Below are 13,733 nucleotides of genomic sequence, written 5' to 3'. Positions count from 1 at the left end.
TGTTGTAGACCCTGATACCTTTCAGTGGAAGGATGCAACTCCTGTTGGCCCGTTTAATATGATTCAATCTATTCATACTGGAATGGTAGAAGCAGCTAATATTATTTTCTTTGTTCTTATTATTGGAGGTTTTTTTGGCGTATTAAGTGCAACTGGAACCGTTGATGTATTAATCCAAACAATGGCCAATAAACTGACTAAACGTGAAAAGCTACTGATCCCGGTGATGATGTTATTCTTTGCTATAGGTGGGTCATTAATGGGGATGGCAGAAGAAACGCTCGCTTACATTCCACTACTCATCCCTTTAGCTTTAGCATTGGGTTTTGACACCATTACTGGTACAGCAATGGTGATATTAGGGGCTTCAGCAGGGTTTACAACAGCTGTGATGAATCCATTTACAGTAGGAATTGCTCAAGGAATTGCTGAGTTACCTATGTTTTCCGGAATGGGATATCGACTGATTCTGTTTGTGATTGTCTATCTTGTTTCTGTAGTATTTGTGTATCGGTACGCAATGAAGGTAAAGAAAAATCCTGAAATTGGATTCTATGGGAATTATTCAAAGGAAAGTGCATCAGATTTAGTGTCTACTTCTGTTAAGTTTACAGCGAAGCATAAATTTATTGTAACAGCCTTTCTTTTAAACTATGTGGTTTTGGCATTTGGGGTTATTAAATATCAATGGTATATCACAGAGATTGCTGCATTATTCGTAGCATTAACGGTTATTATTGGATTAATAGGGAGATTATCAGCTGATAAGCTAGTAAGCTCCTTTACAAGCGGTTCAGCGGCATTAATTGGAGGAGCGCTTGTTATTGGCTTATCTCGTGCTACGCTTGTTGTTTTAAATGAGGGTTCTATTGTTGACCCAATGTTGTATGGAATATCTGAAGCCATTAAAGATGTGCCGGCTTATTTAAGTGTAATTGGGATGTATAATTTTCAAGCTATCATTCATTTCGTTTTGGCATCTGGAAGTGGCCATGCAATGTTAACTATGCCTATTATGACACCGCTTGCTGATTTACTAGACATCACTAGACAAACCGCCGTGTTATCTTTTTCATTTGCAGATGGAATTGGAAATATTATTTTTCCAACAGCAGGTACATTAATGGCTGGTCTAGCTATCGCAGGTATTCCGTGGACAAAATGGGCTAAATGGGTGTTGCCATTAGTATTTATTCAATACTTGATTGGTTTAGTGGCTGTTGTAATTGCCTATTTTATTGGTTATGGGCCATTTTAGCTCATATGGACTGACAGTTAGGAGTGAAGAACTTTGTTAAAGTTATTAAAAAACGGAGAGGTCTATGCACCAAACTATCTTGGTGTAAGAGATATCCTCATTGCAGACGATAAAATTGCTTTTATAGAGGAGCAAATAAACACTCCTTCTTCTTTTGTCCCTATCGAAGTGATTGACGCATCTGGTCAACTTATCGTGCCTGGATTCATTGATTCTCATGTTCATATTATTGGTGGTGGAGGAGAAGGTGGATTCAAAACAAGAACCCCAGAAATTATGTTAACAGATATAACGATGTCTGGTGTAACAACCCTAGTTGGTGTACTTGGAACGGATGGAACAACCCGGAGAATGGAAAGCCTCCTAGCAAAGGCTCGAGCACTAGAAGAAGAAGGTGTGACCTGTTATATCCATACAGGTTCTTATCAAGTACCAGTCAAAACATTAACCTCTAGAATTGAAGACGATTTAATTCTAATCGACAAAATTATTGGTGTTGGAGAAGTGGCCATTTCTGATCACCGTTCCTCTCAGCCTACGTTTGAAGAAATGGTTAAAATTGCAACAGCAGCTAGAAATGGTGGGATCTTATCTGGAAAAGCTGGACTTATAGAAATCCATGTAGGGGATGGAGTGGAAAAACTATCATTGCTAGAAGAGATCATCGAGAAGACAGAAATTCCTGCTAGACATTTCCATCCTACTCATATTAATCGTAATAAGGAGTTATTTGATGCGGGTATTACGTATGCAAAGAAGGGTGGGTATGTCGACTTGACCACTAGCACCATTCCTCAATTTTTAGAAGAAGGAGAAGTGAAGTGTTCGACAGGATTAAGATTAATGCTCGAAAAAGACATCCCCATTAGCAGTATTACTTTTTCATCAGATGGGCAGGCAAGTCTTCCTTATTTTGATGAAAGGGGCGAATTTAAAGGGCTAAAAGTGGGGAAAACGGCTTCGTTATTCCGGGAGGTAAGGGATGCAGTAATAAATGAGAAAGTCCCTCTAGAGCAAGCAATTCAAGTGATTACATCAAATCCAGCACAAGTTCTCAAACTATCTCAAAAAGGGAATATTCAAAAAGGTAAGGATGCGGATCTTGTAATTCTAGATAAAGAAACTTTAACCATTCAAACGGTTATTGCAAAGGGTCAAATAATGGTGGCCCAAGGTTCTCCTTTAGTGAAAGGGACCTTTGAGTAAATTCCAAAAATAAACTTGTACCTAAGAAGGTAAGTAATTCGATTTTGAAGTACAAAATTAGAACTAACCTTGCTATTCAAACGGTAATTCACAGCAAATTACAGGCAATTTGATAAGCAAAAATGCTTGGAACATTATGTCTCCAAGCATTTTATACATTGTCTTCACTAAGTTTGAAAAATTAACGGAGAAATTCCGTTAATTTTGGGAAATACCAACATTTCCCGCAAAATAAGCGGAGTTTTTCCGCTTATATGAACTTAATCTTTAAATTTAGGTAAATATAGAGAAGTTAATCGGAATATTTCCGCTTATATCTGCTTTTTGAGCCCTACTATCCAGATTAACCGGAATTTCTCCGCCTACGAATTCCCATACCTCCTCGAAAAAGTCAACAATGAATAACAACAGTGTCTTTTCTTTCAGATAACTTGTCTTCCTCACTTGAATATCCAAACACCTACCTACCACTTTCAGCACATCAATCCCCAATAGTTTTTGTACTCGAAAACCCGACCCGTTACTAAGATGGCGCGGGTTTTTTGCTTCCTCTAATTAAGTAGTCTATCCTTTCAAATTTCCAAATACAATTAAAGGATGGGGATTTTTGTTTGTAGGAGGGAAGGACATGATAAAACTTTTAACCAGTGAAATACTTGATGCTCATACGAGGATAACCATCCAAGCTGCGGTGGACGCCATTCTTCAGGCTTCTCCAATGGATGAAGTGGTTTATGGGTATGTTATAGCAGTTTTGGATCAGACTTTGCCCTCTTCTATAAATCAAGGAGTAACGATCCCATTGTCAAAACAGACAGCTAACTTATTAGACATTGCTGCTATTCAACTATTGTACATAGAAAGAAAAGTGTATTTTTACCATACATGGGCATTTCCTAGGAAAGGGGTATTCTCTACTCTTTCACGTAATGAGAGACTAATGGCACTCAACTTGCTAGAAAGATTAGAAGTACCTTTGGAGAGCTTACCAGAACCTTTTACCAACAATCCAGGTTTAACACAAAGTATGAAGAATACTATAACCCAGCTAACGTTTTTGGGCTATTATTCGGAATGGACTGGATATGGCTCAACTCGATTTAACCGACATGAGTATAAACGTATCGAGTATTTTCCAATTGGGTGGATTCAAACAAAATACCCAGGACCAGCTTTTGGATATCGGAATCTTCGTGGTTTTTTATTAGGTGATCCGAAAAAAGGGGGAAATCTTCATGTCTAATCCAGATGTAATTGTCATTGGTGCAGGAGGTGGTGGAGCAGTTATAGCAAGAGAGCTTGGGGAAAAGGGTCTAAAGGTGTTAATTATAGAAGCAGGCCCATGGTATGGAAATCAAAAGTGGCCAAATCCAAATCTTTATTCTTGTGCAAAAGAAAGTTCCGATAAAAATGATTTAGATATATCTCTTTATAGGCAACAAATGAACAAGTATGAAGATAACATGAATAATTTGGTTACAGGTAGATTTCGATGGGGACCAGCAAATAGAGAGCGGGCACCATGGGTTCGCTTATCACCACATAAGCAAATTATATGGCAAAGTGCGGGTGTGGGAGGGTCCACACAGCATTATACAGCTAATTCTCCTCGTGCTTTTCCATCAGCTATTGACGAAGTATGGCCTCTTTCCTATCGAGAACTCATTCCTTATTATGAAAAGGTAGAAGCCACATTACCGGTTTCCTTTGCACCAACAACCGCAAAGGAAGAATTATTTTATTTCGGAGCAAAAAGAGCGGGCTGGCAGCTTAATTCCACCTTAAATGTTACAAGTCCGGGCTATCGACCACAGCCCAATGCGATCTTACCTATAAATAAAAATCTTAACAATGTAAATGTTTCACTTGAACAATTATCGAGGATGGAAGGATGTACCCTTTGTGGACATTGTATCAATGGCTGCCCACATGGACCTTCAGTAGATAAGGTTGCAAAGAGATCAACAACAGTTAGTTACATCCCTTTGGCTTTGAGTACGGGTAATGTCACGATTAGACCTAATTCATTTACAATAAAAATCTTAACAGATACCAGTTGTTCACGAGAGTTACAGGCGACTGGAGTCCGTATTAGGGATACATGGACAGGAGAAGAGGAAGAACTAAGAGCAAAGGTGGTTGTTCTTGCTGGAGGTAGCATAGAGAGCCCGCGACTTTGGTTAAATTCTAATCTCCCACAAAATCCATGGGTCGGAAAAGGGTTAACGAACCATTATATGGACTGGGTAACTGGAATCTTTAATGAAAAAGACCTTATGTCTATCTTAGGCGAGCCGGATATCAATCCTTTTATTGGACATACATGTGGTGCAAGACTCGATTTTCCTGGCTTAGGTTCGATGCAAACGGCCGGTATGAGCCCAGGACTAACAGCTTCTCTTTCCTATGGAATTAGTCAATCTGGGTGGAGTATCTATCAAAAGGAACAGTCGAACTGGGAATTTCATAATCAAATTGTTGGAAGCAAATTAAAAGATTTAATGTTAAATTATAAAAAAACGTTGAATATACTAATCATTACAGACGATGAGGTTGATCATAGAAATGGATTGAACCTCCATCCTACCATTAGTGATGAACATGGTCCTATACCTATCCTAAGCTATATTCCTACAAAAAAATCTATAAAAAATAGAAAAGAATTAATGAAAATGGCTATTCATATTTTGCATAAAGCTGGGGCGAAACAAATGATCTCATCTAACTGGCCAGCAGGAATCATGATTCATTTGGAAAGTACAATGAGAATGGGGTTTGTAGTTGATTCTAATTGTGAAGCTTACCAGGTAAAACAGTTATTTATCGCTGATAATAGTGTTCATTATAACGGTTTAGGTGGAGTAAACCCCACTCTTACCACGCAGGCATTAGCGACACGTACAGCTGAAAAACTATTTGAGAAATATTTCAATTAGTATGATTACTAAATGAATGGTCATGATACTACTATAGGAAATGACATGCCTGGAGGGGTTATCAGATGAATCTTTTTGAGATGATTCATGACGCATTCGAACCATTTTTAGATGGTGAAAAAAAGCCTTTAAATGTAATGGAAGTCACGAATTTATGGTTTTTCTTATTAGGTACGGAAACTACGTTGCGTAATCAGGAAATTGGGTACAACCTCGCTCAGGATGAGGAACTTAAAAGAATCATCTTAGATATAAAGGATAATTTACATATTCCAATTAGAGATGAAATAAGAGAATTCTTAGTTAAAGAAGGAGTCCCAATCCCAAAAAGTACACCTGAGAAACCAGTAGGGGACTTTCGTGATATACCTGAGGGTGCCAAATTAAATGATGAAGAGTTAGCTAACTTAATGTCATATAACTTAGCAAGTGGTGTCGCATACGCTGCAAGAGGCCTTACGGAGTCCATACGGGCAGACGTTGGGTTACTTTTTTCAAAGATTATTATGAAAAAGACACTTTCAGGGCTACAAGTAAAACAATACCTAGAGCAAAAGGAATGGCTGCGCATTCCTCCCTATTACAAATCATAACTACAAAATGTGATTAGGTCTTACTTAAAGTAGGACCTTTTTAAAATTTAAGGGATGCTTATTAGTTCATTTCCTTTGTTTACAAAAGTCGTATACACGTTTACTTAATGTAAACAACTTGTGTACATTTGTGTTTACATGTATACAAACGTGTATACATCCCGTTTTAATCATATGTATACGGATTTGTAGTGGTTGTTTACAATTATGTTTACAAAAAGCCCTTTGTTTACAAGGTGTTTACAGGTTTACAATTTCATTTCTTTTTAGTAAGGTTCATTGAATAATCTAGTAATCTCCTATACCCTTTAATAGAAAGATACATAAAAGTGATCAGCAACTAAGAGCTATAAATCTATTAAATGAGAAGGGATGATCTATTATGTCAAACTCTAGAATTGCAGCAGTAGATGTTGGAAATGACTCGATTAAAGCAATCTTTGGGGAGATGGAATATGAAATTAATATTCCTAATATTGTTGCCAGGGATACAGAGGATCGGCCGGTCATTGGAATAGAGGAACTGGATAGTAAAAATCCCTTTGATGGCATTCATATTAAGGTTCATTCTCCTGCCTTAAAAGACAATAATGCCATTTATCGAGTAGGAAACCTTGCAACGAAAAGTAGCAATGCCACAGAATTGGACCCAGGAAGTAGTAAATCAGAAGAAGATCAAACGTTGGTCATGCTGTTTGCGACCTTGGCATTGGATGCTGTGAAAGAAGAGAATACGGGTATTTTTCCGAGATTAAAACAAGTGGTTGATGCGAATTACACGCTTGGTACAGGTCTTCCACTACGTGAGGTGAAGGAAGGAAAGGATGCGGGGTACCGTTCGAAATTAGTCGGTTCTGTCCACCAAGTAGAATTTCTTGTTACACCTAAGTATCAAGGGTTAAAAGTAAATATTAAATTTAATGAAGTGAAAATATATCCAGAAGGTTTTGCGGCTTATATTAATCTTGTGATGGATACCCAGCTAAAGATTATTAATAAGGATTTAATAGATAAAAGAATTCTTATTCAGGACATCGGGGGACTTTCCACAGATATTGCAGTGATTAAAAATCGTAATGTCGACGATGATAAGGCACAAGGGTTCAATCTAGGTGTATCTGAATCTCTAGAAGCCATAAGAGAAGAAATAAGAACAAAACATGGGGTGGAATTAGATAGCCGTCGTGATGTCGTAGAAATTATCACCAGAAAAAATGATCGTAATCATATTATGGTGAAAGGAAGTCGTACGAGTGTTCATGACATAACGGATCGTATCTTACTGGAGTTAGCCAAAAAACAATACCGTTTGTTGAGGAATATTTGGCAAAAGAACTCTCAAACGGAAATCTGTTATTTTGTTGGTGGCGGCGCTCATGTATTAAAGGATTATATTAAAACGCTAAATAATAATTTAGATGGTTACAATATTGAATTTTTTGAAGATGAAAAAGAGAGTATTTGGATGATGGCCAATGCCTATTACAAGCTTATTACGGATTATGTAAGAAAAGTTGAAAAGCCAAAGAAAGCTCAAGAACCAGTTAAGAATTCATAGGTGATGATATGAAAAAATCAGCTTCCAATGAAGTGAAGAGGGGCCAAGCAATCTCCTTTCGAATTCCATCTGATACGCCAGATCATTTATTAAAGTATTTACAAAAGTTGAAGGAAACCGAAAGAAGAAATTTTTCTAGTAAAATAGCTGAATTTGTCATGCAGGGAGTTAGCCAGTCTTCGTCCAGGGAGCAGGAAACAATCACGATTCCCATTCCTCATAAATTAAGCAAATCCCAACGAAACTGGTTAAAGCATGAGCATTCAGAGGCTTTGCTTGGAAGTATCATGTACCAGCTGTTAACAGATCCTGTTCGAGCAACTGCATTGCTCGCGTCCTTAAATAGTAATGCTCTAGATATCTCTGAAGCACTATATTTACAGGAGGAGGATTCTAATCTTGATGAGCATTTCATTGAGCCTATCCCTGAAATAGCCGTTTCAAAAGAGCTAGAGGCGTCAGAAGACGATCTGGATGCCTTTAGTTGGGAAGGTATCAGCCAGGAAGAACCAGAAACAACAGACGAGGACCACGACCACGAGAATGACCTTGATAGTCTTTTAGGTGATTTTCTTTCAAAAATGAATAAATAGAATATCTGATCCCTTTGTCTAATTCGAGATGAAGGGATTATTTATTTTCCTAAAAAAATTTCCCAGGAAGTATTAACAACCTTATGCTACTCGAATGATTATATTTATCTTGTAATATACTTACTTTGTGTATTAAGATTTCGATAATTAGTAAGGTTCATTGTATGTAGGAGGAGATACAAGTGAAGCCATTTTTAATTATTACTCAAATTCTTTATGTCCTATCTTTACTGCCTTGGTTTGTCATTTGGGGTATGTCTTTTATGAGTTTTGATGCCGGCATTGGTTTCTATAATTCTTTATTTGTCCTTATTATTACCTTATATCCGGTGGCGGTCATTGTTAGCTCGATTCTTTCTTGGGTATTCCATCGAAAAAGAAAGAAGCTTTCCGTTATTCTTAATTTGATTCCGATGGTATGGGTCATTGCCTTTGCTGTATTAATGTTATGGAATAGCTAAAAACAAAAGGCCCCTTATAAAGGGGTCTCTTAACGTATGGCAGGGATTTTTATTTTGACAAGAAATTCTCCTTCTTTACACGTAAAGTCTAGGAGGCCTAAGTGTTCTTTTACAATATCATGAATGATTTTGGTTCCTAATCCTTCGTGACCTTTTCCCTTGGTTGTATTCCCGTAGGCTATATAAAGTTCATCCAATATATGATTAGGAATGGGGAGGGTATTGTTTCTGCAATTTAGAATATAAAGGCCACTTCTTTTATAAAACTGTATGGTAACTTGTGTGGGCATGTTATGTTCCTGCTGCCAAGCTATACTAGCATCAATGCTATTGGATAAAAGGTTCCCAATCAGAGCTACCGCTTCTTTATCAGCGATAGGCAGGGTGGATAGAGGGAGATCAAAATCGTAAATGATTTCAATATGATGTGTCTGGGCCCTCTTATACATGGAATGAAGAACTCCAGCTACTGCTCCTCGTTCGCCCTTTATAGAAAGATTCGTTTGTTTATAGCTTCCAACCATATCATCAAGATAGTTCTTCGCTTCCTCTATTTGGTTGTTCTCAACCATAAAATGCACAGAGGAAACGTGTTTTAAGAAGTCATGGCGTTCTTCTCTAACGACACGGAATGTTTCGTTTAATTGGTTATATTGTTCATGTAACTGGAGGAGGTCAATCTTTCCCTTTTCTATTATCCTACCAGCTATAAAACGAATCCCTTCAATACCTATAAACAGAAAGATAGTAACTAGATGGACTAAAAATGACTGCTGAGAAAAATATAAAAATAGTAATACTAGCTGAAGTACAAAGATAAAAATATTTAGGATGTTTCCTAAGTGGGACAAGTTCAAAAATGCCTTTTTATATAGAAGGTAACTTAGGAAACCAAGTATAAGAATAAGCAGGTAAACGGGTATGTTAAGCGTTAAAAACGAAAGCAATGAATAGATATGTATGCCTGCCAGCAGGGCAATAAACGTCCAGTAAATAAAATTCAATTTCAACATATGCACCCCTAAAAATAATGCTCCTGCAAATAACTAACCTTCTCCTTTGTAATCATGGCTTGAGCTTCTAACCCCTCAAAGCTTACAATATATGAATTTTTCGCATAGAGAGAGAAATTTTTTACATAATGGATGTTAATAATAAAGGATCTGTGTGACCTGAGGAAATCTCTTTCTCGTAATTCTCCTTCTAGTTCATTCAGAGTGAGATATGTTTTTATTTCATCTGTTTTCGTGTAGATCGTTGTTGATCTTCCAGAACGTTCGATAAAGACAATATCTTTCTTCTGGATAATATGAATATCGTTTTGCTGTTTAATATAAAGTCTTCCAATAATTTCAGTAGACTTCGTTTTCTCTTTTAACCGTTCGATGGATTGAATAAGCCGTTCACGTGTATATGGCTTCATAATGTAATCATGTACATTTAGTTCAAACGCATGAACAGCATACCCGCTGTTTCCGGTAACAAATATAACGGAAATATTAAGTGCATGAGAATGAATAATATCAGCAAGCTCGTAGCCTGATAAATTAGGCATTTCAATATCAGCAATTAGCAAATCTATTTCCTCTTTTTTAATTGATTCATAGGCCACCTTAGCAGATATAGTAGAAAAGATAATTTCTACTCCCTCGATGCCGGAAACAATTCCAATTAGCTTTTCAAGATCAATGAATCGATCATCCACTAAACCTACTCTCATACTCATCTCTCCATGTTTTCTTGCACAAAATTGTACGTGTATGATGTTTATTTTATCATCTCTAAGGGTAATTTTGGCATTTTAACGACAGAAAAAGGAATATTCACGACATAGTTAAAGAATTTATGTAAGCTTCTTTGTAGAATGAACATATGAAATCGAGACATTGGAGTGAAAAATATGATCGAAATCCAACAAGTCACAAAGAAGTTTGAAGGAAAAAAAACATCAGTAACAGCATTAAAGCATGTTTCACTGTCAGTTAAGGAAGGGCAAGTGGTAGGGCTTCTTGGAGAAAATGGAGCTGGAAAGACAACACTATTACGAACGATTGCTACACTTCTTGAGCCTACAGAAGGAAAAGTAAGTGTGTGTGGATACGATACAAAAAGCAGTGGCAATGAAGTGAAGAAGAGGATTGGGGTTCTTTTTGGAGGTGAAACCGGGTTATATGAACGATTGACGGCCCGTGAAAATCTAGAGTATTTTGCTATGCTGTATGGGTTAAGTCGGCACGAAACAAAGGTGCGTATCGATGAACTGGCCAGGATGTTTGGAATGAGAGACTACCTAGATAGAAAAGTAGGCGGTTTTTCAAAAGGAATGCGTCAAAAGGTAGCCATCTCTAGGACGTTACTTCATGATCCTGAAATTATCCTATTTGATGAGCCAACGACAGGGCTTGATATCACATCTTCGAATGTATTCCGCCAGCTTGTCCACCAGCTAAAGCATAAAGGGAAGACGATTATCTTTTCAAGTCATATTATGGAGGAAGTTTCTATGCTATGTGACTCTGTGGCGATGATGCATATGGGTGAGCTTATTTATCATGGTAATATTGAAGACTTATACAAATCAGAAGGTAGTCGTGATTTGAATTATATTTTTATGAGTAAGTTAGTAAGGGGGAACAATCACCATGCTTCTTAATATCTATTTGAAAGAAATGAAAGATAGCTTTCGAGATAGACGGACATTATTGTTAACTGTATTTCTACCAATTATTATGATGACAGGATTAACCTTGTTTTATGAGAACATGGTTTCAGATGGGGAAGGGGAAGAATATAAGCTTGCAGTGGAGAATAGTATTACACCTGAAGTAGAAAGTATCTTTGTTCCTTTTGAAAATATTAGTCTGTTGAAATCTGATAACCCAGAAAAGACGGTAGAGAGTGGAGAAGCTCAGGGAGCTCTAATTGTGAGCTCTGGGTTTTTGAACTCTATAGAAAATGGGGAAGATGCAAAGCTCACATTAATTGGGGATTCATTCAGTCAAAACTCAACTATTTTAATGGGCATGGTTACAGAAGCCCTTGATCATTATGAAAAGCAGATTATAGCAAACCGACTTGAAGCAGAGGGAGCAAATTTAGATCTTGTGCATCCATTTCAAGTTGAGCAAAGAGAAATTTCAGAAGAGGACCCTAGTATTGATCTTCTTGCCATGCTAATTCCACTAATATTATCGATAGCTATTGGGGTAGGGTCAGCTCCAGCTGCAGCTGATTTATTTGCTGGAGAAAAAGAAAAGAAGACCATGGAAGCCCTTTTGATGACACCAGTAAATCGAGCTACCTTGTTATTATCCAAATGGTTAACCATCTCTTCCATTGGAGCAATCATTGGTTTTGTTACGTTAATTGTAGTGAGTTTGGAGATATTTTTCCTAACCGAACATCTTAAGAAAGCAGTTTCTTTTGGTGATAACATGCCGATAATTATTAGCGTATGTGTACTCGTTATCATCGTCTATGCAATGTTTTCCGCCTCTCTACTAATGTTAACGAGTATTATTGGAAAAACAGTAAAAGAAGCTCAAAGCTATAGTTCCCCGATTATGATGATTGCCGTCTTTCCTGTTATGATTACGACGGGAATCGGTATAAATGAATTTGGGTTTCATCATTTTGCTATCCCAGTACTTAATCTGTTTAGCTTACTGAAGGAATTATTATTCGGTATTGTAGATTATGAACATATTCTTGTGTCCCTAGGAAGCAATCTTCTCCTCTTAGCAATCGTCTTTATTGTTTGTAGAATCCTCTTCCTTAAGGATAAATGGGTAATGAATTAAAATAAGAAGGACGATCATGAGCACATCCCTCATCATGATCGTCCTTTTCGATTTATCATCGTATTTGTCCGTTACCAGACATCATAAATTTCACTGTTGTTAAGGCAGGTAAGCCCATTGGTCCGCGAGCATGTAGCTTTTGAGTAGAAATTCCTATCTCTGCTCCAAATCCAAGTGCTCCGCCATCCGTAAACCGTGTGGATGCATTATGGTATATAGCTGATGCATCTACTAAACTCATAAATTTTTTCGCTGTTTCTTTATTCTCGGTTACAATTGCTTCGGAATGCTTGGTTCCGTATACTTCAATATGGTCAATTGCTTCTTCAACGTTGTTAACGGTTTTGACGGCTAAGTCTAAGCTTAAATATTCGTTTGCCCAATCTTCCTCCGTCGCTGGGACGGCATTTGGTATATAGGTTTGAGCCGTTTTATCGCCATGAATGATAATTCCATGTTTATTGAAAATCTCAACAAGATGACTCTTGTTTTTGGTAAGCCAATCTTTATGAATAATGGCTGTCTCTAACGCATTACATACAGCAGGACGGTCCGTTTTCGCATTAATGAGTATGTTTAATGCTTTATCAACATCTGCTTCAACATCAATGTATAAGTGGCAGTTTCCAACGCCAGTTTCGAGTACAGGAACGGTTGCTTGATTCACCACCGCGTTTATAAGAGAAGCTCCACCTCTAGGAATGAGCACATCGATATGTTGCTTCATAGTGAAAAGCTGCTGAGTAGCTTCGCGATTTGTACTTGCGATGAATTGAACAGCCTCTTTTGGAACCAAGGTGTGATTAAGTGCTTCATGCATGACGTGAACGATTGCTTGGTTTGATGATAAAGCAGATGATCCGCCTTTTAAGACAATAGCATTTCCCGATTTGAGGGCAAGACCGGTGGCATCAACGGTCACATTTGGACGTGCCTCATAGATCATTCCTATAACACCTAATGGAACGGTTACTTTTTCAACCAATAAACCATTGTCTAATGTCCAACTTGATAGAATCTTCCCCGTTGGATCCTCTAGAGTAGCTACTTGTCGTAGACCTTCAGCAAATTCCAATACTCTTTCTTTAGAGAGGGCCAGACGATCCATGTAGGCGACTTCATAGCCTTTTGCTCGCCCCGCATCTAAGTCTAGCTTATTTGCCTCTAAAATCACTTCGGTCTTTGTTACTAACGCGTCGGCTAGAACATGCAAAACTGTATTTTTTTCAGAAGTTGATAATTGGCTAAGGACTTTTGCTGCTTTTTTTGCAGCAATGGCTTGCGCTTCAACATTTGTGAGTTCCTTTGTTACTGACATGTTATTCCTC

At 37.6% G+C, this 13,733-nt stretch carries 14 protein-coding genes; 10 read left to right on the top strand and 4 right to left on the bottom strand.

Features of this window, described 5'->3' with window-relative positions:
• Positions 1 to 1,258: YfcC family protein (locus tag ACGLXV_RS25520; protein ID WP_391560836.1), on the top strand; the 1,258-nt coding region annotated here is incomplete at its 5' end.
• Between the two features lie 33 nt (positions 1,259 to 1,291).
• The gene (gene iadA / locus ACGLXV_RS25515; protein ID WP_391560835.1) at positions 1,292 to 2,464 is read left to right on the top strand and encodes a beta-aspartyl-peptidase; all 1,173 of its coding nucleotides are present in this window, start codon (positions 1,292 to 1,294) and stop codon (positions 2,462 to 2,464) included.
• Positions 2,465 to 2,737: 273 nt separating this feature from the next.
• Here the strand turns inward: iadA and ACGLXV_RS25510 are convergent, their stop codons facing one another.
• Positions 2,738 to 2,920 carry a hypothetical protein gene (locus ACGLXV_RS25510; protein WP_391560834.1) on the bottom strand — a complete coding sequence of 61 codons (183 nt, stop codon included), beginning with the start codon at positions 2,918 to 2,920 and terminating at the stop codon, positions 2,738 to 2,740.
• 172 nt (positions 2,921 to 3,092) lie between these two features.
• On the opposite strand from ACGLXV_RS25510, the gene ACGLXV_RS25505 reads away from it, so the two are divergent.
• The 6 genes from ACGLXV_RS25505 to ACGLXV_RS25480 all read left to right on the top strand — a co-directional run bounded on the left by ACGLXV_RS25505 (position 3,093) and on the right by ACGLXV_RS25480 (position 8,605).
• Positions 3,093 to 3,707 carry a hypothetical protein gene (locus ACGLXV_RS25505; protein ID WP_391560833.1) on the top strand — a complete coding sequence of 205 codons (615 nt, stop codon included), beginning with the start codon at positions 3,093 to 3,095 and terminating at the stop codon, positions 3,705 to 3,707.
• Positions 3,700 to 5,400, top strand: a complete 1,701-nt coding sequence (locus tag ACGLXV_RS25500; RefSeq protein ID WP_391560832.1) for a GMC family oxidoreductase N-terminal domain-containing protein — start codon at positions 3,700 to 3,702, stop codon at positions 5,398 to 5,400. The genes ACGLXV_RS25505 and ACGLXV_RS25500 overlap by 8 nt, the downstream gene beginning before the upstream one ends.
• Before the next feature lie 65 nt (positions 5,401 to 5,465).
• Positions 5,466 to 5,993, top strand: a complete 528-nt coding sequence (locus tag ACGLXV_RS25495) for a DUF3231 family protein (RefSeq protein WP_391560831.1) — start codon at positions 5,466 to 5,468, stop codon at positions 5,991 to 5,993.
• Between the two features lie 382 nt (positions 5,994 to 6,375).
• The gene (locus ACGLXV_RS25490; protein ID WP_391560830.1) at positions 6,376 to 7,551 is read left to right on the top strand and encodes an Alp7A family actin-like protein; all 1,176 of its coding nucleotides are present in this window, start codon (positions 6,376 to 6,378) and stop codon (positions 7,549 to 7,551) included.
• An 8-nt stretch (positions 7,552 to 7,559) separates the two neighbouring features.
• The gene (locus ACGLXV_RS25485) at positions 7,560 to 8,144 is read left to right on the top strand and encodes a hypothetical protein (RefSeq protein WP_391560829.1); all 585 of its coding nucleotides are present in this window, start codon (positions 7,560 to 7,562) and stop codon (positions 8,142 to 8,144) included.
• A gap of 182 nt (positions 8,145 to 8,326) precedes the next feature.
• The gene (locus ACGLXV_RS25480) at positions 8,327 to 8,605 is read left to right on the top strand and encodes a hypothetical protein (RefSeq protein WP_391560828.1); all 279 of its coding nucleotides are present in this window, start codon (positions 8,327 to 8,329) and stop codon (positions 8,603 to 8,605) included.
• A 29-nt stretch (positions 8,606 to 8,634) separates the two neighbouring features.
• Here the strand turns inward: ACGLXV_RS25480 and ACGLXV_RS25475 are convergent, their stop codons facing one another.
• Complete coding sequence (locus ACGLXV_RS25475) at positions 8,635 to 9,618, bottom strand: sensor histidine kinase (RefSeq protein ID WP_391560827.1); 984 nt, start codon at positions 9,616 to 9,618, stop codon at positions 8,635 to 8,637.
• An 8-nt stretch (positions 9,619 to 9,626) separates the two neighbouring features.
• Complete coding sequence (locus ACGLXV_RS25470) at positions 9,627 to 10,325, bottom strand: LytR/AlgR family response regulator transcription factor (protein ID WP_391560826.1); 699 nt, start codon at positions 10,323 to 10,325, stop codon at positions 9,627 to 9,629.
• 180 nt (positions 10,326 to 10,505) lie between these two features.
• Here ACGLXV_RS25470 and ACGLXV_RS25465 point away from each other — a divergent pair, with 180 nt between their 5' ends.
• Positions 10,506 to 11,258 (top strand): ABC transporter ATP-binding protein, encoded by a 753-nt coding sequence (locus ACGLXV_RS25465; protein WP_391560825.1) that lies wholly within the window; start codon positions 10,506 to 10,508, stop codon positions 11,256 to 11,258.
• Positions 11,248 to 12,405 carry an ABC transporter permease gene (locus tag ACGLXV_RS25460; protein WP_391560824.1) on the top strand — a complete coding sequence of 386 codons (1,158 nt, stop codon included), beginning with the start codon at positions 11,248 to 11,250 and terminating at the stop codon, positions 12,403 to 12,405. Before ACGLXV_RS25465 ends, ACGLXV_RS25460 begins: the two co-directional genes overlap by 11 nt.
• Before the next feature lie 55 nt (positions 12,406 to 12,460).
• On the opposite strand, the gene ACGLXV_RS25455 is transcribed toward ACGLXV_RS25460, so the two are convergent.
• The gene (locus ACGLXV_RS25455) at positions 12,461 to 13,723 is read right to left on the bottom strand and encodes a glutamate-5-semialdehyde dehydrogenase (protein WP_391560823.1); all 1,263 of its coding nucleotides are present in this window, start codon (positions 13,721 to 13,723) and stop codon (positions 12,461 to 12,463) included.
• Between the last annotated feature and the right edge of the window lie 10 nt (positions 13,724 to 13,733).

The organism is Robertmurraya sp., from assembly GCF_036676585.1.
Lineage (GTDB): Bacteria > Bacillota > Bacilli > Bacillales > Cytobacillaceae > Robertmurraya_A.
This window is presented reverse-complemented; position numbering and strand designations above follow the sequence as displayed.